General features: G+C 42.9%; 21 protein-coding genes. 2 read left to right on the top strand and 19 right to left on the bottom strand.

All coding sequences use genetic code 11. The features are described 5' to 3' along the window. Window positions 1–65: 65 nt before the first annotated feature. Together KB186_RS00800 and KB186_RS00795 are read left to right on the top strand one after the other, a co-directional pair. Entirely contained in the window at window positions 66–1001 is a 936-nt protein-coding gene (locus KB186_RS00800) for an ABC transporter ATP-binding protein (RefSeq protein WP_173609155.1), read from the top strand. A gap of 1 nt (window position 1002) precedes the next feature. Next, window positions 1003–1767 (top strand): ABC transporter permease, encoded by a 765-nt coding sequence (locus KB186_RS00795; RefSeq protein WP_232772901.1) that lies wholly within the window; start codon window positions 1003–1005, stop codon window positions 1765–1767. Window positions 1768–1850: 83 nt separating this feature from the next. On the opposite strand, the gene KB186_RS00790 is transcribed toward KB186_RS00795, so the two are convergent. The 19 genes from KB186_RS00790 to KB186_RS00700 form a co-directional block, all read right to left on the bottom strand. Next, on the bottom strand, window positions 1851–3395 hold the full coding sequence (locus KB186_RS00790) for an aldo/keto reductase (RefSeq protein WP_232772900.1): 1545 nt from the start codon (window positions 3393–3395) through the stop codon (window positions 1851–1853). Next, window positions 3392–4174, bottom strand: coding sequence for a linear gramicidin aldoreductase LgrE (gene lgrE / locus KB186_RS00785; protein ID WP_173609158.1), 783 nt, complete (start codon window positions 4172–4174; stop codon window positions 3392–3394). Before lgrE ends, KB186_RS00790 begins: the two co-directional genes overlap by 4 nt. A 21-nt stretch (window positions 4175–4195) precedes the next feature. After that, entirely contained in the window at window positions 4196–5530 is a 1335-nt protein-coding gene (locus tag KB186_RS00780) for an efflux RND transporter periplasmic adaptor subunit (protein WP_232772899.1), read from the bottom strand. Window positions 5531–5554: 24 nt separating this feature from the next. After that, on the bottom strand, window positions 5555–8674 hold the full coding sequence (locus KB186_RS00775) for an efflux RND transporter permease subunit (protein WP_232772898.1): 3120 nt from the start codon (window positions 8672–8674) through the stop codon (window positions 5555–5557). A 236-nt stretch (window positions 8675–8910) separates the two neighbouring features. Continuing rightward, a complete protein-coding gene (locus tag KB186_RS00770) occupies window positions 8911–9666 on the bottom strand; it encodes a CPBP family intramembrane glutamic endopeptidase (protein WP_173609161.1) in 756 nt (251 codons plus the stop codon). 1 nt (window position 9667) lies between these two features. After that, on the bottom strand, window positions 9668–10291 hold the full coding sequence (locus KB186_RS00765) for an SdpI family protein (RefSeq protein ID WP_232772897.1): 624 nt from the start codon (window positions 10289–10291) through the stop codon (window positions 9668–9670). A 16-nt stretch (window positions 10292–10307) separates the two neighbouring features. Next, window positions 10308–10565 (bottom strand): autorepressor SdpR family transcription factor, encoded by a 258-nt coding sequence (locus tag KB186_RS00760; protein WP_007729097.1) that lies wholly within the window; start codon window positions 10563–10565, stop codon window positions 10308–10310. A gap of 369 nt (window positions 10566–10934) precedes the next feature. Next, window positions 10935–11405 (bottom strand): hypothetical protein, encoded by a 471-nt coding sequence (locus tag KB186_RS00755; RefSeq protein ID WP_173609163.1) that lies wholly within the window; start codon window positions 11403–11405, stop codon window positions 10935–10937. Between the two features lie 158 nt (window positions 11406–11563). Next, a complete protein-coding gene (locus KB186_RS00750; RefSeq protein ID WP_232772896.1) occupies window positions 11564–12175 on the bottom strand; it encodes a DUF4304 domain-containing protein in 612 nt (203 codons plus the stop codon). Between the two features lie 47 nt (window positions 12176–12222). After that, a complete protein-coding gene (locus KB186_RS00745) occupies window positions 12223–12567 on the bottom strand; it encodes a ribosomal maturation YjgA family protein (RefSeq protein ID WP_173609165.1) in 345 nt (114 codons plus the stop codon). A gap of 71 nt (window positions 12568–12638) precedes the next feature. Next, a complete protein-coding gene (locus KB186_RS00740) occupies window positions 12639–13874 on the bottom strand; it encodes a HAMP domain-containing sensor histidine kinase (protein ID WP_173609819.1) in 1236 nt (411 codons plus the stop codon). A 4-nt stretch (window positions 13875–13878) separates the two neighbouring features. After that, window positions 13879–14577: a response regulator transcription factor gene (locus KB186_RS00735; protein WP_217367011.1), complete on the bottom strand. Its 699-nt coding sequence runs from the start codon at window positions 14575–14577 to the stop codon at window positions 13879–13881. Window positions 14578–14662: 85 nt separating this feature from the next. Beyond that, window positions 14663–16651 carry an ABC transporter permease gene (locus tag KB186_RS00730; RefSeq protein ID WP_232772895.1) on the bottom strand — a complete coding sequence of 663 codons (1989 nt, stop codon included), beginning with the start codon at window positions 16649–16651 and terminating at the stop codon, window positions 14663–14665. 24 nt (window positions 16652–16675) lie between these two features. Next, window positions 16676–17362 carry an ABC transporter ATP-binding protein gene (locus KB186_RS00725; RefSeq protein WP_221866914.1) on the bottom strand — a complete coding sequence of 229 codons (687 nt, stop codon included), beginning with the start codon at window positions 17360–17362 and terminating at the stop codon, window positions 16676–16678. Between the two features lie 25 nt (window positions 17363–17387). Next, window positions 17388–18107 (bottom strand): lipoprotein BA_5634 family protein, encoded by a 720-nt coding sequence (locus tag KB186_RS00720; RefSeq protein WP_232772894.1) that lies wholly within the window; start codon window positions 18105–18107, stop codon window positions 17388–17390. 196 nt (window positions 18108–18303) lie between these two features. Beyond that, window positions 18304–18897: a flavoprotein gene (locus KB186_RS00715; RefSeq protein WP_232772893.1), complete on the bottom strand. Its 594-nt coding sequence runs from the start codon at window positions 18895–18897 to the stop codon at window positions 18304–18306. Window positions 18898–18915: 18 nt separating this feature from the next. Continuing rightward, window positions 18916–20316: a lanthionine synthetase C family protein gene (locus tag KB186_RS00710; protein WP_232772892.1), complete on the bottom strand. Its 1401-nt coding sequence runs from the start codon at window positions 20314–20316 to the stop codon at window positions 18916–18918. 16 nt (window positions 20317–20332) lie between these two features. Further along, window positions 20333–22207 carry an ABC transporter ATP-binding protein gene (locus KB186_RS00705; protein ID WP_217367012.1) on the bottom strand — a complete coding sequence of 625 codons (1875 nt, stop codon included), beginning with the start codon at window positions 22205–22207 and terminating at the stop codon, window positions 20333–20335. Beyond that, window positions 22188–25394, bottom strand: a complete 3207-nt coding sequence (locus KB186_RS00700) for a lantibiotic dehydratase (RefSeq protein ID WP_232772891.1) — start codon at window positions 25392–25394, stop codon at window positions 22188–22190. The genes KB186_RS00705 and KB186_RS00700 overlap by 20 nt, the downstream gene beginning before the upstream one ends. Window positions 25395–25441: the final 47 nt, after the last annotated feature.

Here is a 25441-nt window from a genome sequence, read left to right as displayed (position 1 = left end):
GTTACGATATGAGAGCTGCACATGAAATTGGAGTCACAGAGAAATCTAGGAAAGGGGATTTTTTTATGGAGCCTGCAATCGTCATTAAGGATCTCAAAAAATCGTTTGGAGACAAAAAAGTTCTCGATGGCATTTCCCTCTCGATTCCCAAAGGTAAAATTTTCGGTCTACTTGGACCTAATGGAGCTGGAAAAACAACCTCTCTACGTATCTTGTCCTGCCTCATTGAGCCTACGTCAGGAGAAGTCACTATCCTCGGTCATCAAATCAGCAAAAATAAAGAAGAGATTCGCAAAAAAATTGGTTGTGTAACGGAATCTCCCGGGGTGTATGACAAGCTTTCTCTGTTGGACAACCTGGAATTCTTCGCCTCCTGCTACCAGATTCCCAAAGCCAAGCGTGCTTCACGCATCGAGTATTTGCTACGCCAGTTCGATTTGTGGGACAGAAGAAATGATCCTGCCGGCAGATTGTCGAAGGGAATGAAACAAAAACTTTCGATTGTTTGCGCGATTTTACACGACCCAGAGGTGCTTTTCTTAGACGAGGTCACAGCCAATCTCGATCCGGTCAGCACCCGGAAGCTGAAAGATCTGATTCGCGAGTGGGCTGCATCTGGAAAAACGATCATCTTTTGTTCACATATCCTCGCAGAAATTGATGAGTTATGTCATGAATTCGCCATCATTAAGGGTGAGGTGATTCGATTAACCACCCCACAGAAGTTCCGCGAAGAGTGGACCACCTACAATGTGCTTCTTGACGTAGGAGCGGATTCGAATAAATCGGAACAGATCATTAAAGCCGCCGAGGAAGTGGAGACGTATAAGCGCACCGAAGATCAGTTCCATCTGAGGGTAGCCAATCCGAAGACCTCAAACCCTCAGCTGGTCAAAAAGCTGGTTGCTGCGGATATTACCGTCAATTACATAGCACCCATCTCCGTGTCACTGGAGGACTCCTATCTCAGCTTGTTGAATCAAGAAAAGGAGGCGATCTAGGATGCCGGGATTTGTTATTCTCCGGGAATGGAAAGAGCTTTTCGCTGCCCGCTCCGTATTGATTACGAACCTTGCGGCACCATTCGTTATATTGATTGTCGCTCTGATCACTACTGTATTTGCCCAAAACGGTAAAATGGAGTTCATCCTTAACCTGATGAAATTGACCAATCCCCTCCTTAACATGGCAGGTACAGATGGTCATATAGCGATTGCCCGCTTCTACTTCCTTTTGTTCCTGATTGTACCGGCGATGATCCCCTTAACATTTGCCACGACGAGTATCATCATGGAAAAAATGACAGGAACATTGGAAAGCGTACTGGTCACCCCGATTTCCACCAAGGAGTTTTTGCTCGGTAAGGTCTTAGCTTACTCCTTGCCTTCCATCGCTTTGACCTGGGTGGTACAGCTAATTTTTCTAGGGTTCATCTTTGCAACCTTTGACAATGCTAGCGAGTATTTTTCCATCGTATTTATTCTCGCGATGCTCCTGCTGGTTCCATTTATTTCGATCATCAGCGTATCCATGAGCGTCATTGTTTCCTCCAAAGTTGACAACGTCGCAGCAGCCCAACAATTTGGTGCCATACTGGTTCTGCCGATCATCGGACTTGCTGTCAGTCAGGTCATCTTCCTCTCCATGATGAGCAATCCGGTAATCTATCTGGGTATGGTCACGCTTTGTGCGGTGGTAGCCCTGATCCTGTTCCAGATAAGTATTAAAGTGTTTGATCGCGAGCATATCATCAGCAAGTGGAAATAACCGAGGGGATGAAAAATAACCACCTTATGAAATCGTTGTTGTTACACGATTCCATAAGGTGGTTTTACTTTTGGGTTTTGTTTTTAGCCAATAACCGCTTTGAGAGTTTGCGTCATCGTATGCCAGTCTTCTTCTTGCATGATCGTATCTAAAGGTCTCTTCAATTCCATTAGTACATCCTCTACATAATGCTCACGTCTCATCCCTACGAGGACACTGTGCACCTCTGGAGTGGCACGCATCGTTCTAATCGCGGATTGGCTGAGGTTATCTGTTGTCATTAAATGCGGTTTCACCCTCGTCAGCTCTTTCGAGATATCCAGTGAACGCTGGTAGTCTTTCGGGGCGTAGTAGCTCTGCAAAGCTTCTGCTGTCTCCATGAGAGCTGCCTTGTAAGTATCCAGCCATTGCTGCGTCTGGTCGTCCAAGCCCTCATGCCTTTTAATCGTATTGCGAATATCTTCGATGATCGGTTCAAACAAGAAGTTTCTCACATTTTGCACATTTGTGGCAGAGTATAGCTTTTTCCAGTATTTGCGAAGTGTAGCTCCAGATGATATTTTTTTCTTCAGCTCTTTCACATCTTCCTTCTCCATTTTTAATAATGGCAAGACGCGATAGACGATCTGATCCTCTACATCATCTACACGATTCAAGCAATCCTTGATTCGACGAATGGCTTCTTTTTCGTCAATGACCGCGCTCTGATCTAGTTGGATGTTCGTCAGGCGGAAGATTTTTTCCTTTGCTGTCACATCTAACGTCCGGTTGGTCATGACACCAAGCCCTTTTTCCTTGGCAAATAACAAGGCACTCTTGCCTTGCGCATGACTTTTTTCCAGTATGGCACCGGATTCGTACATGTTCATTGGAAACTGGATGACGCGAAAATGGTGATTCGGCGTAATCTTTTCTGCAATGTCCCAGAGGGTATCTAACGCAACAAAATCAAATTCTTTGACATTGCTGACAAACGAATTGGCACTGACACCATAGCATTGAATCCGACCTGATTCTACTTCTTTCTCCAGATGTCGAAAAGCCTTCTCCACTCGCTCTAATAATTCATCATACGCTTCCTGTTGTTTGATCTTTTTCATTTTGGCCCATAGCAAATACCACTCTGGATTGTGCAGCATGTAGCAATCAATCGTGTCAACCTGCAAGCGCTGCAGGCTGCGTGTCAGCTGGTCTTGAAGATATTCAGGGTGGATACATATCGACATTCCTTCGTGTACCGTCGTGAAGTCTTGATACGGTTTTCCTTCCGCTGTCCTCTTCGTCGTTTCCTCGGAATCCTCGCCTTGTACGATACCGGCCTTGGACACGATTACAAGCTCTTCCCGCTTTATTTTTTCCTCACTTATCAGCTGCTTCAGCACATTACCGATGACTTTCTCGGCGCTCCCATTTGTATACATACTACTCGTGTCAATCAAGTTAATTCCTTCGAGCAACGCTTTACGGAGAGCCTGCTGGTACTGCTCATCCTGTTCATCAATCCGGTACGTTCCGAATCCAACCTGACTGATCCACACATCGAAGCTGCCAAATTGCTTATAGAAAAGATGGGGATTGGCCTGAGCTAGGCGCTGTGTCCCCTCTCGTGTTGCTTTTCCTGTCATCATCCTATCCCCCTGTACCCAGTAAGATAATTTTGAAGAGTTGACCCCACAATACTAATGACTTGGTCCTGTTGCGAATGGATGAAGAAATGGTCCCCTTCCAGCATGTAGGTTTGAAAAGCAGCGTTCGTGTGATCTGCCCAGGCTTCGAGATGTGTTATGGAAAAGTCAGGATCCTGCCAACCGCCAATGGCCGTTATTCCCGACTCCAGCGGCTCCTCGTCTTGATACCGATACGTCTCGCATATCGTGAAATCGGCCCGAAGCGTAGGGAGAAGCATATTCAGAATCTCCTGGTCCTCAAAAATTTCCTTTGGCGTGCCATTCATCGTTCGTACGCCCTCCAGAAACTCTTGATCTGGGAGATGATGGATAGCTTCACCCGGATCTGGTAGATGTGGAGCATGGTATCCGGATGCAAACAGGTGCTGCGGCTTGAGGTTGTAATGTTTGCGTAAATATCTGGCCAGCTCAAAGCTGACCAGCGTTCCCATGCTATGTCCAAAAAAGGCAAACGGTCGATTCAGATAGGGAAGGAGCGCTTCTGCCAAATCACGAATCATTACAGACAAATCCGTGTAGCAAGGCTCTAAAAAGCGATTACTTCTGCCCGGGAGCTGTACAGGACAAACGCCAATCTGAACAGGCAGCTTTTTTTGCCAATCCCGATAAATACCAGCATGGCCACCAGCATAGTGAAAGCAAAATAATAGCACTTCTGCCTCTGCCGTCGTTTTTGCAGAGAGTAGCCATCTGTTCTGGGAAACGTACATCTTTTGCATAGGTATCCTCCTCGCTATTACTTAGGGAACAATGCGAATCTTTGCATTATCTTTTAATTGTGATTGCCCCTTGATAACTACCTTGTCTCCAGGTTTCACTCCAGAGCTGATTAGTGTCTTCTCCGTTCCTTTCGAAGCAATCGAGATTTCCTTCTCAGCTACTCTTTCTCCATTCACGACGTAGGCTACCGATTTCCCATTTCGCTCGAGGATCGCATCTGTTGGTATGAGAATCCCTGCTTGTCCATTGATTGAAGAGACTTCTGCCTTCATTCCGGGTAGTAACGTGCCTTTTGGATTTGGCACTTCTATTTCCACGGGGAAAAGCTTGGATTGGTCAGAAGCCTTTAGTCCCACGTAGGTAATACTGCCCTTGACCTTGATATTTTGAGACGGAACCTGCAAATTTAGCTGTGTTCCTTTTTGAAAGCTTGCCAACGCTTTTTCAGACACATTCACCTTCACAATCATCGGGTCAAGGTTAATTACCGTTGCAATAGGCTTTTGCGGGTTGATTGTATCGCCTTCTTGGACTTGGATATCGGTAATAATGCCGTCAATTGTTGATTTGATCAGTGTGTTTTCCAATGCATTCCTAGAAATATCCACTTCAACCTTTCCTTGTTGCACATTTGCTTGCGTGACTCGTCCATTTTTATCGGCTGTATTCACTTGTGACCGTGCAGTAATCAAAGCGGTTTGCGCCTGATCCAGCTGGCTTTGATACTGGTTTTTTGCTTGCAGATACGCGTTTTCCGCATTCTCAAGCTCACCTTTGGACAAAGCTTTCTGTTCAAACAGCTTTTTAGAGCGGTTGTAATTTGCCTGCGCGAGCGTCAATCCTTGTTCCATCGTACGCTTGACACTCGCATAGGTTTGCTCCGCCTGCTTCAGTTGACTGTTAGCCAATTCGCCAGACGTCCCCATTTTGTTGGAATGCTCAAGATTTGCGTTGGCGACTGCTAATGCTGCCTCAGCTTGGCGCAGTTTCAATTGCGCTTCGGTTTGATCCAGCTTTCCGATGACTTGTCCTTTTTTTACTGTATCCCCTTTCTTTACCAGGATTTGAGAGACGGTTCCGGTAGTTTTGCCGTAAATACTCACATCCGTGTTAGCGAATACCTCTGCAAGCAACCTGTCAGAGTCTTTGAGTTCTCCTTCTATGACTTCCTCTACTTGAACATCAACGGAATTCTCCACTTTAATGGTTTCAACCTCAGTGCCGGACTGGCTTTCGGTTGGTGTTCTTCCTTCTTTTGAATTGGTATTGTCTACGGATTGTGAATTGCATCCCGACAGTATTGTCAAGCCTAAAAGACATGCCACGCCTGAGCTGATTAGCTTCGTCTTCTTCATATTAAGTAAACTCCTCCCTCTGCCTTACCCAGACTTTTTCATATCGCGTAAACTTCTCAGTACGGAAATGAACATATCTTCACTTGGCTCGATCTCCGCTTCTTTGGTATCAGGGGCAAAAAACTCTTTTTTGATCCGATACAGCAATTCATACCCGATAGGAACCACGAACAAGGTCAGGATCGTCGAAGTAACGAGTCCACCAATGACCACAATCGCCAAGCTTTTAGTCATCAAGGCCCCTTCAGAAAAGCCGAGGTAAAGTGGCAAGAGCGCACTGACTGTCGCAACAGCCGTCATAATAATGGGTCGTACGCGGGTAACGCCAGCTTCGACAACTGCCTCACGCATAGAAGTCCCTTCCAGTCTTCGCTGCTGGATATTGTCCACATACACAATTGCATTGGTAACAACGATTCCGACCAGCATCAAAAAGCCGATAAGTGCCGTTATATCGAGAACGGTATCCGAAATGAACAGACCAAATAATCCGCCGATCACAGCAAGTGGCAGGGACAGTAGAATCGCGAGCGGAGCTGTAGCATTGCCAAAAGTGATGAGCATGACGATGTAGACGATAAAAATCGCTGCACCAATGGCTAAAAGCATATCTTTAAAGCTTTTTTCCATGTCACTTGAGACACCTTCAGATGACAATGTAACTCCAGCAGGCAATTTTTCCGCTTGCAACATCGCAAACAGGAAATTACTCGCACCACCTTTGTTGTCGCTCGTGATATCTGCTGTAATTTGCACGAATTGTTTTTCGTCCTTGCGCATGATTTGTGATTGAACTTTTTCTTGGTCAATCTCGGCAAAGTCCACCAAACGAACTTGTTGCTTGCTTGGCGTTTGGATGTAGATATTATTCAGTTCCTCTAACGATTTCGCATGGTTTTCACTGAGTCCAAAGAAGAGACTATAGTCTTTGTCGTCGACTTTGATCTTGCCAATTCGGGTATCCGAGACCAGGAGGTTGACTTCTTGAGCCACCTGTACAGGGGAAACGCCCAGTTCCGAGGCTTTGTCTCTATCGACTTTGATGACAACTTCATTTTTGAAATCATTCAGATTGTCCTTCACGTTGGTCAACAGCGGACTTACTTTCAAGTTTGATTTGACAATTTCGCTTGCCTCTTTCAAACGATCCAGATCTGGTCCATACAGAATCACCTTGAACTTGTTGGTATCGCTGCTACCAGGTTTCGTCAAGGCCATTTCGGTTCCTAGTGGAATCATAGGTTTGACGATTCCCTCAAATTTTTTGATGGTTTGGTCGAGATTCACATCTTGCCCTATTTTGATTAGTAAGAGGGCTTGGTTCGATTGGCGTATTTCCGCTTCATTTTCAGAGCCAAGATTGATTTCTATGTACTCTACTTCAGGCTGCTCCATCAATTTACTTTCGACCTGGGCAACCGTTTGATCGAGTCCATCTAGTTGTGTACCTTTTGGCATCGTTACTTGTGCGAATATGTACTTCGCTTCCGGATCAGGAAACAAACCGTATTTCATATACGGGAGAAGCGCTAGACTTGCGACAAATAGAACGAGTGACAGAAATCCGACAGCAGGCTTGCGGTTGAGTGACCATTGAAGCAACTTCCTGTACGTGTCAGACCCTTTCCCATGTTCATATTCCTTGATATTGTGGTCTTTTAAAATCATCAGCTTGGCTAACAGTGGAACAATCGTCACGGCTACTAATAGTGAGGCAAACAGCGAGCAGACGACGGTTAGTGCAAATGGGCGGAATACTTCTCCGATCATCCCCCCCACAAATACAATGGGTAAAAATACGGCGGTTGTCGTAAAAGTCGATGAGGTAATGGCATGTAGCATTTCGTGGGTGGCGATTTGAATCAAGCTTTCCTTGCGTTCTTTGTTCAATTGCAAATGGCGGAAAATATTCTCGATAACGACGATACTGTCATCCACGACTCGTCCTACAGCCACTGCCATCCCGAACAGTGTGATCATATTGAGAGTGATGTCCATCCAGGACATGAAAATCAGACTTACTAAGATGGATGTTGGGATCGAGACTAGGACGATGAGGGTCGCTTTTACATGACGTAAAAACAGCAAAATGACTACAGAAGCCATAATAGCTCCAAGCAAGCCTTCCTTGAGCATGCCGTTAATCGAATTCTTGATATCGACAGAAGTATCATAAATCGTGGTAAAGGTTAAGTTCGGGTACTCTTCTTTCAAAAGGGACAATTTTGCATTAATGGCATCACCGGTTTCTACCGCATTGGCGTCACGCGTTTTGTAAATATTGATGTTAATTCCATTCTTTCCGTTATAGCGGCTGATCGAATTAACGACTTCATCAAAATTGATTTCAGCGATATCGCCAAGTCTTACGTAGGTAAGCCCATTTTTAGGGTCACTTGGGAGGAATATCTTGGTGTTACGAATATCTTCCACTGTGAGGTAACGGCTCACCACGCGAATGATGCGCTCTTCCCCATCCTCGATGATCGAACCGATAGGCAGGGCTACGTGATTGTCAAGTAAAAGCTGTTTCAACTGCAACGGAGAGATTCCGTAGTAGTTTAGGGCATCTACCTTTGGCAGGATTTTCATTTCTTTGAATTGCCCGCCTATTGTTGATACTTTATCAACACTTTCAATGCCTTCTAACTCTTTGAGTACGGTTTCTTTTACATCGTTGTCAAAATGATCGAGTCCACTCTCCTTATCCTGTCCTGTCACGAACAGATAATAGACGGGTTGATTGCTGAAGCCCTGAATCATTACTTGCGGTCTGTTTACTTTACTGGGAAGCGCGATACTGGAGATTCTTCTTTCCAGCTCGTCCCTGACAGCTTGTACATCTGAACCGGTCTCCAAGTAAACCTGTAGCGTGGAACTATTGTTGCTTGAGTATGACTCCACTGCCTTAACGCCCGTTACATGCCCAACTTCACGTTCCAATGGCTTCGTTACATCATCGAGAACATCTTCTGGTGATGCATCCGGATAAGTCGTATTGACTAGAAGCACAGGGAAAGTGATATCCGGCATGTTCTCTACCTTGAGAGACATGGCGGCAATGATTCCACTAACTACGATAAGCAGGCTCATAATAATGATAGCTGTTGAATTTCTGAGAGAAAAATTCGTTAGAAAACGCAAGGCATGCCCCCCTCATTCCTAATAAATTCCATTCTCTATATTACCCCTCATTTTTTCCGTATTCAATAAATTTCCATAAAAATTAAAATTTGTTTTTCATACCGCTTTTTGAACAAACAGAAAGAAGACCAAAAACCACCTTACGACGGAGTTTTTGATCTGCTTACTCGATTAAGCTCTCGAAATGTTAAAAAATTGTATGTTTTCTACTCACACGGAATGTGAGGGAAACGGTCTTATTTAATGAAACCATGAAGGACGATATCCCCGATCGCGTGTGCAATCATTGCGTACTCCAGCCCGCGCTTCCAGTAGAGGTATCCGTATAATATACCTGCTACCCCATTAAGGGCGAGCGTGCGAATGAACAAAAGCGGGGTAATCTCACCAAAATAAACATTTGCCGCAGGGAGATGACCAAGCCCAAATATAAGGGCTGCCCCAATGATGCCTGCCCAGTACATCCATGGCTTAGGGGAGGATTTACGTCCGAATAACTTGCTCAAAATCCACACGATCATGGTCATCATAAATAAACGAACCATGACTTCCTCGTATACTCCACCTTGAATGGCTGTCAGGATGCCTGCCCAAACCGACACTTCTACGTCTTGGGCTTTTTCTGCCAAGATTGGTAGTAATGGTTGGAAAACGGCGAATTCCAGTAGGAGCAGCAGACCCGTTGCTGCAAATCCAAAGATGACTGCTTGAATGATTCCCTTTTTATGAAAGGACTCTCCACCCGTTTTATATAACCACTTCCGAAGGACAGGGGCATCCAAACCAACCTTGGTTGCGAAGGTCAATCCAATCCACGAAAACAGAAACGCCATGATGGTTCCCTGTAAGACGAAAATTGCCATTGCAACCGGTATCGGGAGAGGTACCAGGGCTAATGCATCCCCGCCAATTGCCAGCAAATAGGGAATAGCTGCGATAAAACCGATAGCGCTCACCAACGATAACAGAAATGCTATTTTCAAGTTTTTCATTTTACTTTCTCCTTCCTGTTTTTTTGTAATAGTAGTGGCTGCTTGCGATCGAAATCAGAATTGTCACCAATACAATGATCAACATTAGGATGTAATGTAAGGTTGTTGGTAAGAATGAGGTGAGCATGATGAGAATTCCTCCGATGAAGAACACACGGGAACTCAGTAGGTGGGTATTTTTCCAGACCTCTTCACTAGCGAGTGACCATGGCGTGCGTATCCCAATCAGATAGTTATGTCGAAAACGAGGCATAAAATTCCCAATTGTTATAAAGAGAATTCCCAAAATAAGGGTTACGAATATCCCAATATCTAACATATACCCATATCCATATGCGATTATCACGCTATGGATGACGAGAAGTACGATCATTAATGTATGCAAGATTGTATCGTGACTGCTTTGGAACTTTTGGTAATACTGTTTTTGACTGCGAACAGCCACGAAGAGAAACAGCATCACAACCGGAATGAAGGCTACACCCACAACCTTAGGCGCAAAACCATTCGGTTCACCATTTGGTCCCCAATGAATGACCATCTGATCCGGCATGGAGGGATAGCAAAATACACTTATGACTACACTGATGGCAAATAATAATAGAGACAAATTGGACTTATTCATGTGACTCCCTCACTTTCTAATGGAATTGTATAAACCATTTTAATAAGTCTTGAAAAACGGTCGTATTCAGAGAGTAGTAAATGTTTTGCCCTTTTCGTTCGTCGTAAACCATTTGTGCCTGTTTCAACAAGCTGAGGTGGTGGGAGATGCTGGGCTTTGTCATTTGAAAATGATCGGCAATTTCTCCAGCCGTCATATCTTTCTCCCGCAAAAGGTCAAGAATCTTTCTTCTTGTGGGATCAGAGAGTGCCTTAAATGCGTAATTCATTGACATAATCAATCGATCCTACTTTCATACGTCATTTTTAGATATTTAGGAATTTATCTAAATATTGAATTGAAAAATGCCTTGTGCCAGCTCGTAAGGCACAACTGGAAGGAGGAAGTTTTTTGAATCGTTCATTTCCATATCAATTCTACCACAAATTACAAAATTTATCCAACCATTCTGATACAGTTTATCCTAACTCAGATAAGTATTTACTTCCATAGTAATTCCAAAGTAAGTAGAATGTCGAGTGACATAAGCATTTTCTGGCAACACGCAGTCAGTATCCTTGGATATATCACTCGACAAGAATCAATCTAAGCGAGCAATCTCATTCTATTGTTTCCGCCGACTTTCATGAGCACATCTTGTCAATTACGATTGGATTCGTGAATATCTAAAGGTATGCCAAATTTCATTATCATCCTTAATGGTTAGATAGATTTGCCCCGCTCCATAATCCGCCATGGCTACGTATACTTTTCCAGGGGTATAATCGCCCACATATTTCCCATAATAATCGCTATCAAATGTTAAACTTCTTCCCGATATTTCAAAGGTTACTGATGTCCCTGTCGCTGCTATGCATTTGACATTTACTTTATCTACTGCTGGTTGTTGATAGGTTTGATCATTCTGAGTTTGCACTGTGCTTTGCTGTCTGACAACTTCTAAATCCTTTTTTAATGCGTCATTCTTTTTCGTACATGCTGACAAGGCTTCTTGTACTTCCGCCAGACGTCGCTCTAATCTGGCAATGTGTCTCAGTAATTCGTAATCGTTGTAGTGTCTGCCTTCTCCCGCCGAAATTGGATAATAACCCTCTTGCGGATACCACCCGTACATATATTCCCTCCTCCATTGGCTTTCACACACTTTACGTTATGGATTTAACGCCTAACTCGTTCGCCCATTTTGCCAAAAATTGGTTTTGTGCTAACTCCACTAAATGAGACAACGGCCACCTAAGACCTGCATATAGAGTCTTAGACTGACCGCTGTTTTTATCGCTTATCAAATTCCACTCCATATTTAGTGAAGATGGCCGTGTATTTATTCTCGAATATGGTCCATCGCTTTTCTGTTCCGTACTTTTCCTGCAAAGCCTTCCAATAATGTTTAGCCGCTGCTACTTCATTGGATTGTAATAGCAAATGAAAGCTCTCTTCGCTCAGATGTAAAAATGGCCCTGAAGTGTAATAATCCACAATAGATCTGGCACTGGTCATCGTTTCATAGAAATGAATCGCCTCTTCTAGTCCACTTAGAAGTGTTTTTCTTACGTCATCCATATTCGTATCCGGAGTGATTGAAAATCGATCTGGTACAGACTCAACAATCTCCCCCATTCTTGCTCTGAAGTGACACTCCGCTTCTAGAGGTGCTGTTAGAATCTCTCTCGATTGTATTTGTGCCAACTCCGCTGCATAAATACCACAGTTCACATAAAACATTACATGGTCCGCTGCATTGCCAGCAGATTTTTGGAAGTTGAACATGTAGATGAGGCTTTCGGTTTTCTTAGTGAAATTCAAACCCTTCTTTGCGAAGCCACGCTTAGAAAGGAACGGCTTTACGTCCTGTTTCATCATATCGGTAAAGAGCTGCTGCAACATGATCCCTCCTAGAAGATTTTTTTGGTATGTCGTACATCCGCCCAAAATCAGGAGCGCTTACGCCAAGGCCAGGCTAGGTCGAGCAAGGCAGCGATGGCTGCTCCCGCCGTGTACCGCACAAGATCCGCCGTCAAAAAGCCTTTTCCTAAAACCAATGCCCCAAGCGTTGTCTCCCGTAGGTAAATGATCCAACCGGCCTGATACAATTGGCTGCCTTCGATCGCAAAGCAAAACGCGAGGCTACACCACAGTGAAAAAGAAATCTTTTTATAAGTATAACAAGTACGAAAGCCGAAGTAGATCATGCACGCCCATAATGCATCGCCAAAATGCTCAGCTACAAAGACAGGCAACACATCGTCGAATACTCTGGACCCTAAACCCAAAGCCATAACAGCAAAAACGGCTACGATATAGCCACCCCTGGCTCTCCATCCACACGTGGAGTGCTTGTTACGCGTAATCAAAACTTTATGAAAGTAATCGTAAATTTTGTAAAGCTGTCTTTCTCACTCTCCACTTTAATCAAGGCACGATGTGCTTCGACAATGGCTTTGACTAGCGCCAATCCAATCCCAGTCGAATCATGCTTGTTAGAACCTGTTGCTTTGTAAAATCGATCAAAAATATGCGCCAATTCCTTAGTTGCAATTCCTTCTCCAAAGTCTTGAATCACCAACTCCGTATAAATAGGCGTATCTTTTACGTGAATGATGATTGTACTGCCGGGTTTTGAATGTTCGATCGCATTCTTCAGCAGGTTCATCAAAGCTTCCTGCATCCATAGTTTATCGTGAACAACGACGATTTCCTTGGGGGCATCCCAGTCAATCGCTATATCCTTATCAATGACCATCTTTGCCAAGCCGTCTATAACTTCCTCGATCGTCTCCACCAAATTGGCTGGTTCTTTAACAAACGAAATAGCTCTGGCGTCGATTTTCGCTACTTTTAACAAATTTTGAATTAAGACATTCATTCTGGAGATTTGAACTTCATTATTTTGCAAAAGTTGAACTTGCTGCTGACGAGGCAGCTCTGCATTTAATAACATTTCATTGTATATGGATATCGTGGAAAGAGGCGTTTTTAATTGATGGGAGATATCTTGCAGAATTTGTGCTAAAAACTCTTTCTCTTCCAGAAGATCCTGCATGCTTTTTCGGATAATATCCTTCATGGAACGAAAGGAAGCCGCTAGTTTGGCAAGATCCCCTTCTTTATTTTCATTGATGACTACCGAGTAGTCCCCGTCGATTATTTTTTTAGCTGCGGAAGTAAGTTGTCTGATTTTATGGAAGACCATCTTGAATTGCATATAGCTTGCGCCTAGCAGAATCAATCCGAAACAAATCAATCCCCAATAAATCCATTGATTATGGCTGGAAATATGTTTATTTAATAGGGGAAAAAGCTCTGACTCCAAATCTTCATATAATCCATACTGTCTAAAGAGCTCTCTTCCTTTTTCCCGATACTCATTTGAATTAGATGCGTGATTTGTTAAGACCTTCATAATTTCCGCTTCATTCTCGGGATTTTGTTCAACCAATCTAGCCGTAATTTCACCCCAGGTTGCAATGGAGTCGCTTTTCACAGCATCATAAAACAGTTGATGGGCAATAATCTGGTGAATGGTAAATAGTGATAACAGAACGGCCAGTATCGTCATATACCCTTTCAATTCGGTATTCTTCATCATCTTACTCGCTACTCACATCCTTATTCCACCGATAGCCTAATCCTCTTTGGGTGACGATAAACTGCGGATTTTTGGGGTCATCTTCCACTTTATCTCTTAGACGCTTGATGTATACAGAAAGCGTGTTTTCATCAAAAAAAGCATCTTCTCCTTCCGATACTTTCATCAAGAGATCATCTCTTTTTAGTGCTTTATGGGCGTTCATCATGAAAGTAAGCAGAAGCTTGTATTCAAGATTGGTTAATGGAATGCTTTCCTGATTTTTATAAGCCTTGACGAGGTTCGTATCCATTTTTATATTTTCAGATACTAAAGTGATAGAAGATGTTTGCAACCGTCCACGTTTGCGCAATTGCACTTTCACTCTGGACATGAATTCTTTGACTCGGAATGGTTTCGTTATATAATCGTCTCCGCCAATATCCAGTCCCATTACTACATTTGCTTCCTCATCCAAGGCCGTTAAGAAGATAACAACCGATGAATCGTTTTGTTTTTTGAAATGCAGACATAAATCATAGCCGTTTCCATCTGGAAGGCCGACATCTAGGATCGCCAAATCAAAAGGTTGAAGTTCAAACTGGTGTTTGGCTTCTTTTACACTAGAGGCTCTGACTACCTCATAGCCTTCATTTCTCAATGAGAATTCGATGGCTAGACCAAGCGCCTCATCATCTTCCACGAGCAATATTTTATGCAAGGTTGTCCTCTCCTCATTTTCATTCCAGTGTTCAGCCATTGACCAATCCGAAAAGCCCGACTATAAAATAGCCAGGCCCATTTTATCATTGTTCCCTGATCACATCGATAAGATTATCTTTTTGAATTTTTCTCAGTGGCAATAGAACAGATAAAAAGCTGATGATCAAAGCTGAAACAAACGTAATGAGACAAGCTTCGTAGGGGATCGTCCATTCGACCCTCAAGACACCGGAAGCCGCCAAATAGATAATATAAGACAGTATACAACCGAAAAAGATCCCTTGCAAACTTCCAGAAAAACCGTAAATCAGCGCTTCATAGATGATCATTTTTTTCAAATCCCTTTGTGACATGCCTATGGATTTTAACGCAGCAAGTTCTTTTCGTCTGATGATGATGCTGATCGTAATCGTATTAAGGATATTGAGACTGCCAATCAAAGAAATGACTGTGATAAAACTGTATACCAGCACTTTTATGACGAGCTCCGAATCTTTCTTCACTTTATTCTCATCGATGTGATTTACAATGGAAATGACGTGTTTTTTTCCAACAGAGTCCTCGATGTGAGCAACAGTTGCAAGAGATTGAGTCTTATCCTTCAATTCGATTTCAAAATGGAGGTCCTGTTCCTTCACTGCGGATACATTTTCAACTGACTTCAAAAGCTCCAAAATTTGCTGTCTTTCTGCTGAAGAATCATCATGATCTTGTTTCAGGTAGATGGATAGATCAGTTTTCGCAGATAAGTCCTTCACATATTTGGATGCAAATGCCATATCCATCATTGACGAGAAAGTAATAAACAAGACGCTGGATATAATGATGGATAGAATCGTGATGGTATAACGATTTTTATTTCTTTTGACATTTTTCAAGGCTAGGCTCAAAGGAAAAGATAACGGCTTTTTCAACACGTTATTCTTATGTTTTTTGATCGCTTCTTTTTTGATGGATAACCTGCTGCTGATGGCCAGCAGTGGGGATATTCTGCCCGCAAAAAAAGCTGGGTAATAACTGGACGCTAGTACGGCCGTCAGCGTAATGATCGAACTGATGAATAAAATCCACCAATCGATATGAAAGAACGAAACACCTGCACCCTCTTCTAAAATGATCGAGAAAATGGATTGGAGAGCAGCGACCGCCAATATGCTACATACAAGTCCAACCGGAATGGCGATGACAGCCAGCACAGCCGCTTCTCTCATCACGATTTGTCTAATTTGCTTTCGCGTAGCACCGATGCTTCGGAGCATCCCGAACTGCTTCATCCGCTCTACGACGCTGATTTGAAAAGCGTTGTAAATCACCACAACTGTCGCGATCACAACAATACTAACAACGATGACGAGCACGGCCAGAATCGATTGATTCGATCCTGGTTTCAAAACTTTGATCAATTCCTCATTGATAACCAGATCCTCGTCTTTCGTCAGTGATTTTATCTCATCTATTACCTCTTTAAAGTCCGCTTTCTCGTTGATTTCGGCTAAGATCCTACCCTCCCCGATAGCAAAATCATGTTTATAGGTTAGGAAACGACCCTCTTTATTTTTCTGAGTGAACGCCCGATTATCCAGTAAACCAACCAGTTGATAGGTTTGACCATCCAATTCTAAGGAATCGCCGATCTGAAGACCCTTTTTCAAAAAAGGAAGCGTCCATGAATCGACAGCTGCTTCATGCTCATTGGCAGGTAATCTGCCATCAGCGAGACTGTAGGTTAAAAACTCCAATGCGCTATGATCAGCGAAATTCTTTTGAACAGAAACATCTCCATCTCCAACCGGAACGATTCCGCCCTGAGACATCAAACCATACGAAGCAATTTGGGGATTATATTTGATTTTGTTTAATAGAGCTTCATCGTAATTGGAAATACCGAGATGAAAAGAAAACCCGTTTATCTTCTTGATGTTCTCGATTTGGGATAGTTGTGATCCTTTCATAAAAAGGCCGACTGTCGAAATTAACGCTACAGAGAGTATGATTCCGATCAAAGTCAAAATCGTTCGTTTCATATTCCCCTTTAAATACTTGCTGCTTAATTGTTTATAGCTGCTGATCAAAATCATTCTCCTCCAGTCTTTTAGCTAATTCGCAGCAAGCCGTTGGTCTGAAATGATCGTACCGTCTTCTATCGTGATGATCCGGTCAGAAGCCGAAGCAATCGCGAGATCGTGAGTAATCAAGACAATGGTTTGATTGTATTTTTTGGCAGTCAATCGTAATAAATCTATGACTTCCTTCGTATTTCGTGTATCCAGATTCCCAGTGGGCTCATCCGCCAAAATCAAATGCGGCCGATTCATTAAGGCTCTGCCGATGGAGACCCGTTGCTGTTGACCTCCCGATAATTCGGAAGGCAAGTGGTCTTTCCGTTCATGGAGACCCAGGATTTCAATAAGTTCATCCAGATACTTCATATCTATCGGTTCCTCATCCAATAACATAGGCAACGCGATATTTTCCTGGACATTCAATACCGGGATCAAATTAAAAAATTGAAAAATAAACCCGACTTTTCTTCTTCTGAATATCGAAAGCTCATCATCTGAATAATCATAAATATTATGATCCCCAATGAATACTTGTCCTGAAGTTGGACGATCCAACCCGCCTAAAATATGCAGCAGTGTACTTTTACCAGAGCCGGAAACACCAACGATGGAAACAAACTCTCCTTGCTGAATCGAAAGGTGAATCCCCTTTAACGCATCTACCTTGCTATTTCCTTCCCCATAACTTTTTACTACGTTTTCCATTCGTACAACTTCCATACAGTCACCCTCTCATCAACCAAACTCAATCTTGTACGTCTACGAAGTTTACTTTGTCTTCACTATTTGCGTATACGTTCCCGATTTCTTGTAAGATTTGGTTCACCTGATCTTTTTTCTTATAATCGAAGCTGCGATTTTCAAACTGGATCAAGGAGAGCGTTGACTCTGCTTCGGTTAATTGGTTGTAAGTCTGGTCGTCAACGATAACAAGATCCGCTTGTGGTATATACCCGATCCACATCTGATGGTTCACATGGGCTACAGGTACCATCTTGCCGTTCAAATCAATTTGGCCATTCTTCATTTCATCATCACTAAAAGAGTAAAGCAGATTTTGACCATTCGATAATTGTTTTATGCTAGTAACAGGGTCTGAAATAATAGATGTGCTGTTTGGCTCTTGTCTGGCTCTGAGAATCCCCTTCTTGACGAATTGCTCAGCGGTGGCTCGAGTAACAACCGAATATTTGATCTCTCTAGTATCAAATTCTTGACCTGTTTCTTTCTGACCTTGCTCTGACAATTTCGTAATTTTTTTCGTTGTAACCAATTTGATTTTGTAGTCCATCGCTTGTTTGGTGTTATCTTTATACAACTCTTTGACCTTATTCGCATCTTTTTCTGTGCCGATTACGAGAACGCCATCGACCGGTTGTGATGGACCTTCTACATATCGGTTTACTCCGAATCCAATCCCTGCAAAAATGACAATAGCCAACAAGAAACCTATTACTTTTTTCATCTTAATTGCTCCCTTATAAACTATTTATGTCTGGATTATAGACGAGACTTTCCTGTAATTGAATGACTCTAGTCTAACGATTTTGACCTTCTTTCTTACCATTTAGTAAGAATGGAGCCAAGCATCAGTCTCCTCCCGCAGGATAAATCAAAAAAGACCGCTTCACTGGCAAAAGAAGCCGAAGCAGTCTTTTCTCTTATACAGATGTAGTTGTGCTTTCTTCTCGTTGAAGTAATACATTTCTCATTTCCTGCATCACCGATGGTCCTTGTGGCAAGACGAAGTTAGGCTGCGTGGTGCCAGATGCTACTTCATAAGCCATAGCTTCTACTGGATTCACAACAATGTGACCATCCTCTCGGAGCTGGTTTACATTTCGCTGAACCACATTTTTTGTCCACATTAATCGATTCATATTTGGAAAGAACATAACGGGTTTTGGATGCGCTAGAATAGTGGAGGTTAGCAAGTTAGGGGCAAGTCCGTTTGCAGCTTGTCCAATTACATTCGCCGTCGCTGGCAAAACAACGAACAGATCTGCCCACCGTGCTAACTCAACGTGGTTCATTTTCTTCTCAAGACTAGGCTCTTCATCTATAAATATCTCGTCACAGTAAAATAAAATCGTAGACGGCGGGATGAGTGTTGCCGCCTGTTCAGTCATCACGACTTTTACCTCTTTGAAAAGGGCTCGAAACATACTAAGATAAGGAGACACTCCTATAACGGCAATCGAGCCTGATATTCCGAGCAAAAGTTTCTTCTCCTTCAGAAATGGATCGTGTGTCATCCTTTGATTTCTCCTCTTCTAGGCCAACAGGAATGGCTGATCCCATTGTGGCTCTTGATTACTGCTTGCAGAAAGAAGAGCAAGACCAATACCGGCTGCACCTTCAAGTGCGCCTGCCTTATTGAGCCCTACTTTTCCGTCACCATTTGGTTCTATATCTTGATAACCAAAAGGGAGTAACGGATTAAAATTATCTATTAGGCACTTAGCTAAATACGCGATATGTGGTTGATAACGCTCGTCATCTGTAGTTGTTGCCATTCTAAGCGTCATTTGCATAAGCCCCGCTTTTCCATGACAAAACGTATCTGCGTACAGATTCCAATCGCTTTCTGATCGCTTGAAAACATCATCATAAGCTTGAATAGCCAGATGACAATAAGATGAATCTTGCAAAGCTTCACCCGCTAGATAGAGCGAACGAGCTACCCCTGGTGTCCCATAGCACCATGCATCACGTCGAAACGACTGCGGAGAAAGCACTTCTTCCCCTAGCTCTTCCTCTAATTTCACTCTACCTCTCCACATAATCCCATTAGCGTCCTTTTCCTTCCAGCGCACCAACCATTCAGCTATGCTACGTATTGCCTCTCTCTGACCAGTTACTTCTACTCCTTCTTTCAAAGCAAGTGATAATAAGGCTAATGGTCCGGGAATCCCATGAGCAAGTCCTACGTTAAAATTTCCTTTCGGATACAACTCTTTATCAATGTCTAAATACTGCATCTCTTGGGTCAAGTACCACCCTGGTATTTTTCTACCATCTTCATAATCTCTTGGCTGACTTATATATACGAGATATTGCAAAACATCCTGTAAGGCGGCATGAAGAACATCGATTTGCTTACTTGCCAGTAAGTACCGTCCAATGCCTGCTACACCTTTAATAGCATCATAGATATGAGGATTACTTCCCCCTCTTTTTTTATTAAGGACATACTCATCTTCAAGTATGACCGCAGTTCGTTTAGCGAGCAATTGATCCAGCTGTCCAAGAAAACGCTGATAATGCTCCCGATTGCGTGAAGCTACCAGCGTAGCAAAGCAAATACCTGCTACTCCACCAAACATGGATTCGCTTGAAATTCCAACGGCCTTAATTTTTTCTTGAAGAGCAAGAAGATGTTCATGAGCAACTATATTCCAACCTTGATCAGGGAAATGTCGATCCAGCTCGGCAAAAAAGAGTATCGTACCGGGATATCCGTGAGAAAGAGTAGCAGCCCCCCAAGGATGTTGATGAATCGGCCCTACGACACTGATGTTATCTTTATTCATTACGACTTTTTCTACTTGAATGGGATCTCTCAAACACTCGGCTACCTTGAGCGCAGTAGATAAAGCCTTTGTTCTTAACTCTTCATTTTTCATCCCTTTCCATGCTTGATTAGTCGTTACCACTGCTTTATTTGTCTCCATACTTTTCCTCTCTCTTTTACATTTGTCCAACCATCTGTCTTGTCGATTCATCCGTTTCTTCCAGATAAAAAGAAGCCTGCATGTGAAAAAGAGATGCATAAACGCCGTTTTCTGCTAGTAGATCCTTATGCGTACCCGCTTCAATGATCTCTCCTTGTTTTAGGACAAGAATCTGGTTGGCATATCGAACAGTTGAGAATCGATGGGAAATAAATAATCCCATTTTATTTTGGGGCATTTCACGGAACCGAGTGAATACTTCTTGCTCTGCTTGAGGGTCTAGTGCTGCTGTCGGCTCGTCAAGAATGTATAAATCCGCATCGCGCATGTAAGCACGAGAGATGGCAATACGCTGCCACTGTCCCCCTGAAATCTGATACCCATCCGCAAACCATTTTCCAAGCTGAGTATGAAACTGCTGCGGAAGACGTTTAATCATTTCATCTGCTCCGGCCTGTTTGCTTGCATCGATTATTGCTGCTTCATCATCAGCTTTTAGATAGTTACCAAAGCCAATGTTTTCATTGACTGCCATCTCATATTTAATAAAATCCTGAAACAAGGCGCTAATTTTTTGGCGCCATTCATTCTCCTCATAGTGGTAAATTGGCTTACCATCATACAAGATTTCGCCTTCTGTCGGTTGATACAATTGCGTAATTAATTTTACGATGGTCGATTTTCCTGAACCGTTCTCTCCTACTAATGCTAGCGTTTCTCCTGGACGAATGACGAAGCTTACATTCCGTAATGCATAGGACTCGACACCTTGATATTTAAACGAGACATTGCGAAACTCTAAACCAGACGCGTTTTTCTCACATGGATCACTTTCTGAAATTGCTAATCTGTTTTCATCTGGCACTGCTAGAAATGTAAATAACTGACTAATGTACAGATTGTTTTGATACATGTTAAAGATCGTTTGCATAAGATCTGTGGAGGTTGTTTGGGTGTAAGATATCGCTTGGATAAACGCTATCAAGCTGCCTACTGCAATCGTACCTAACATCGTTTCCCATACGACATACGACTGCATCGATACTACAGCAAGAAGTGACAGAGCTTGAAACCCAAGCGCCACCTTTGTCCTTTTTATCACCATTGCCTTGTCTTGATTAAAAAATCGCTCGTAATATTTGCGATATCTCTCGACCAGAAATGGGCCAAGTTGAAAGATTTTTAGTTCTTTTACTGATGAATCGCTGGTCAATAAATTCATCAGATAATATTGCTTACGACGATCAGAAGCTCGGTTGTGGTCAATCATGAATTCCTCTTGTCCTAATCGAATAAATGAGAAAGTAGAACAAATAGGTAGCAAGAGCAAAAATACTGCTAGCCACCACTTCCAAGCGATCAGCATAGCGGATACAGACAGTAATACAATCACATTACTAATAATACTTATCACCTGTTGAAATAACTGATAGGGGCGAAACGTGGAATCTTGCTTTGCTCGTTGAAGCTGGTCATAGATTCCGGCATCCTCAAAACTTGAATAAGGAAGTCGCGTAGCTTTATTCATGATCAATAGGTTTACATGATTGGATAACAGTTCTTGATACAACGTTTTATAGACCAGGTCAACATGTTTGAGAATATCGCGGATCACGGCGAGAAACGCGAACAGCCCAAACGCGATAATAAGCGGAACGATCCCGCCACCTGCAGAAATGGCGACTGCCGCATTAATTAATGATTGCGTGGCAATAATCACACCTACAGGAATCAAGCTACTTAGAATCGTCAATATCATAACAATCGCAAAGTAACGAGGATTTGTTTGATACAGTAAACGAAAAACACTCGGCCAATGAGAGAAGGAAACAAATACATTTCGAATCGTTTCTAATCGATTGCTGTTGTGCTTAAACGGAGTCACCAACATTCTCCCTCCAGTGAAGCTGGCTGTGTAAAGTATGGCGTACAAAGGCCATCGCTTTATCTTCCATTTCTCGCCTTACTCCAAATAAGCGATTGCAATGTAAATGGATCAAGCTGCCCATGATCATCGATGGGGAACTCCAAAGAGAATGGTTTTGTTCACCCTCAGCTACAAGCCTTCCAAAATCCTCCATTACATCCGCTCTCAAGGCCATTGCTTCACAAATGGCTTCCCCACTTGGATGACTACGCAATCCTTGCCAATCGTTCCGCGGATCAGCGAGAGAAAGCAATGGTTTGCGCCATTTTCGGAATTCTTCTCTATGGGCATCCTTTTTTACACGCATTTCCATCCATGCCAGTTGCTGTTCGAAACCCAGTCCGAATCTAGTCATTATGTCAATAATACTAATCGTAGCCAAAACATAGTCAGGTAGATTCGTTTGACGGAACCGCAATAATCTCAAAAGATTCGCAGTCGTCTGGCTATCTTTAGCAAATACTCGCTCCGCATCAGCCATGATCGATGGTCCACCGTATCTTTCTACTTCGCGATCATATGTATCAATGACCATTCTTTGAATGAATCCTTCTCGTTGACACTCTTGAATCCAAGGGTAAAGTTCTGGAAAAATCTCCTGCATAAGCTTTTCGGGCTTGCCGTGAAAACGGAGGCGAATATGATGGCCCGGGTCTATGTATCGCATGAAAAACCATTCGTCTGCCGCTCCTTTTTTAACCATGGAATCGGCAAACACACGTATCTGATCAACGATAAATTCATCCTGTCTCTGGTGGCCCCCATACAGTTTTAAAAACAGCCAATCACTTCCAGGAAGTTTTGTGTATTGCTCCTTAGATAGAACATTTTCATTTTGATAGGAGGGGGTATTTTTTTTCTTCTCAATATGTGGTCTTCTCAGTAATGGAACCACACATTCCATCGAAAAATGCCCCTTTGGTCCAGTGACCCAATACTCTTCTGTACCCCCGATTTTTTCACGGAGTTGAATGCTGCTTGTCTTAAACAATTCTGTACGCAACTCTTCTACATGATAAGGATTATCCAAATCTAACAAAATACGGTTGTCACCGAATGCCATGTACGCATATCGTGGTAGATCCCACGCGATTCTCCATGTAGCAAAAGCTTCATTCCAGATTTTGTCTTCTTTCGGATCTCCCTTCAGTCCCAGAGAATCTGGTGTCACCTTCCAAATAGCAGGTGATAAGATGGTTTTTCCATATCGAACACGTGGAAGATACGGCGAGGCATCCATATTCCCCCAAGAGAATGGACTCCAAAGACGTACATTTTCCATAGAAACTTCACGCAAGAAACGATAAATATTTGGAGCATTCTTGAAATTAAGCATATTATCCGATGAAAAAATTAGTTTCTTTCCATGTGTACGGGATCTCAGATAGAAATGCTCTATAGTGGCACCTACCACAATATCCTCAAGTTGAAGGGAATGTAGAGTCTTCTCTGAGCAATTCGTACCAATGGCCAGTTCATATTTGCTAACGGATGGGTGGAGTACGATATTGGCATGACGACCAACGGCTGAAAGATAATTGGCATCAACAAAGATCACATCTTCATGTTGTTCCTGTATTTGATTATGGACCTGTTCATGTTTCTCTATCGCTTCTGGTCCGAGTATATCGAAGAATCTCCCAAACGATTGACCCACCTTAGCTGAACCAGGCATGGGTGCTACCTCTAGTAGATAGTCTCCTTGATCGATTGCATCCTGTGAGGGTCCGATTACCTCCACGTACATTTCCAAGGAATCCGGTGCGTATTTCGTATCTACTGGCTCTGTATCTAGCTGGTCGAGAAGATCATTAGTAATTTCTATTTCTCTTGTTTTTGTTGCAATTGCATGAACTACTTTTCTCATCAAACTAGCTTCACGCTTCTCAGAATACTTCAGAGGCGACACTGGCTCTCTTCGACTGCTTTGTGGAAACATATATCCTGCTGGAGCCCCTAAACCAACCTCATCACTAAGAAGCTCCAAAACGGGGACTTCTCTTGACGTTCCGTATTTCTCCAAAAAGTCCTTATGGTAACTTCTTAGATGGGCTGCTCCTCGCTGTGGTAAGGATAGTCGCCACAGACATTCCACCGCTTTTGCTACTTCTTCACCTATACCCTTGTGTAAAGATACGCTGTGATTACCTACATGGAGGTCTACTTGTACGGGCATAATGCTTGCTTCAAGAACCTTCATCCGCGTAATTAATTCTTGAAAGCCTTGTATCCCTGTTCCAATCGGAAGTCCATCGTACTGTTTCATTCTTGCTTGAATCGCAGCTAATTCTGAATATATATCCTGTACACCATCAAGTAATGCAAGGCGCTCCATCACATAAGCAAATGGAGTTGCTACCGTGAGTGGTGGACGTAATTCGCTAATCAAAAATTCTTGAGAAAATAATTGCCATAGTAGTCCGGTTACTTTCTGTTCCCCCGCCTCAGGGTACTTTTCCATCAACCTTGCAATTAATTGTTCAAATAGGATCGGCTTTTTTGCCAGATCAAACACGGTGTGCACCACTTCTGTAGCACGGATAGAAATCCTCTCTTTTTGTTTACCATCTAACCATTTCATTTGCCCGTATTCAGTGGCAAACGTAAGTTCCATTCGCCCGCCGACCTGTACGGAAGCGTGATTTCGTTGTACTTTTAACTGTTTAACTACATCTAGTCGTTGCTCTATTCTCTGAATGATTGCAAGCAACCATTCCATGTCTGGACGTGTACGTTTTTGGTGAAGGTGTGAGTCTTTCAAAGAGACGTTTGTCTTGTCAGTGAATGAGCCCAGAGCAACACCAGCGAATAAGCCATATGGAGTGGCACGGGTACTCATCCTTAACAAAAAACGAACAAAACTAGATAGTGCCTGCTTGGTCTTTCGAGAAGTAGGATCGCCTTCTAGATTCGGCAATGCTTCGTAAAGCGATGGACTAGAGATGAGAATAGCTTCTCGTACCTTTTCGTCCTTCGCATATTCCTTTATAGCAGCTAGATAATCACTGGTTTTATTTGATTCATAGAAGGTTTCTATTGGATACAGTGGTACCCGTAGCATAAAAAAGTCAGCTGAGGCATATAGGTTACCCTCCTTCTTGTTCTCAGGGTAGCGAGTAGTCAGCTCCCTCTCTAACATCTGCTTGGCCATTCATACCCCTCTTTCCTATGCATGAAGTGAGACTATAAAGGAAGAAC

It is taken from the genome of Brevibacillus sp. AF8 (genome assembly GCF_021270385.1).
In the GTDB taxonomy this organism is placed as follows: domain Bacteria; phylum Bacillota; class Bacilli; order Brevibacillales; family Brevibacillaceae; genus Brevibacillus.
Note: the sequence above shows the minus strand (reverse complement) of the source record. Positions and strands in the feature narration are given on the sequence as shown.